The organism is uncultured Polaribacter sp., from assembly GCF_947497125.1.
Taxonomy (GTDB): Bacteria; Bacteroidota; Bacteroidia; order Flavobacteriales; family Flavobacteriaceae; genus Polaribacter.
In genome coordinates this window covers 1-201 of record NZ_CANMFI010000016.1, presented here as the reverse complement: position 1 = coordinate 201, position 201 = coordinate 1, and the positions used below count along the sequence as shown (strand labels likewise).

Below are 201 nucleotides of genomic sequence, written 5' to 3'. Positions count from 1 at the left end.
GCTGATAACAATGAGCATCGTATATTAAAAGTAGCTATTACAGGAGAGGTTACTGTTTTTGCCGGAAGTGAGACTGGAGAACGTGGTTTTGTTAATGAAAGAGGAACTGATGCTCGTTTTGATAATCCATACGGTATAACTATTGATGCTGCAAATAATTTATATGTTGCTGATGGAGAGAATTTTGCTATTCGAAAAATC

General features: G+C 35.8%; 1 pseudogene. It reads left to right on the top strand.

The annotated features are described in order from the left end of the window. Positions 1-201: pseudogene (locus tag Q0678_RS11660) on the top strand (hypothetical protein); the annotation flags it as partial.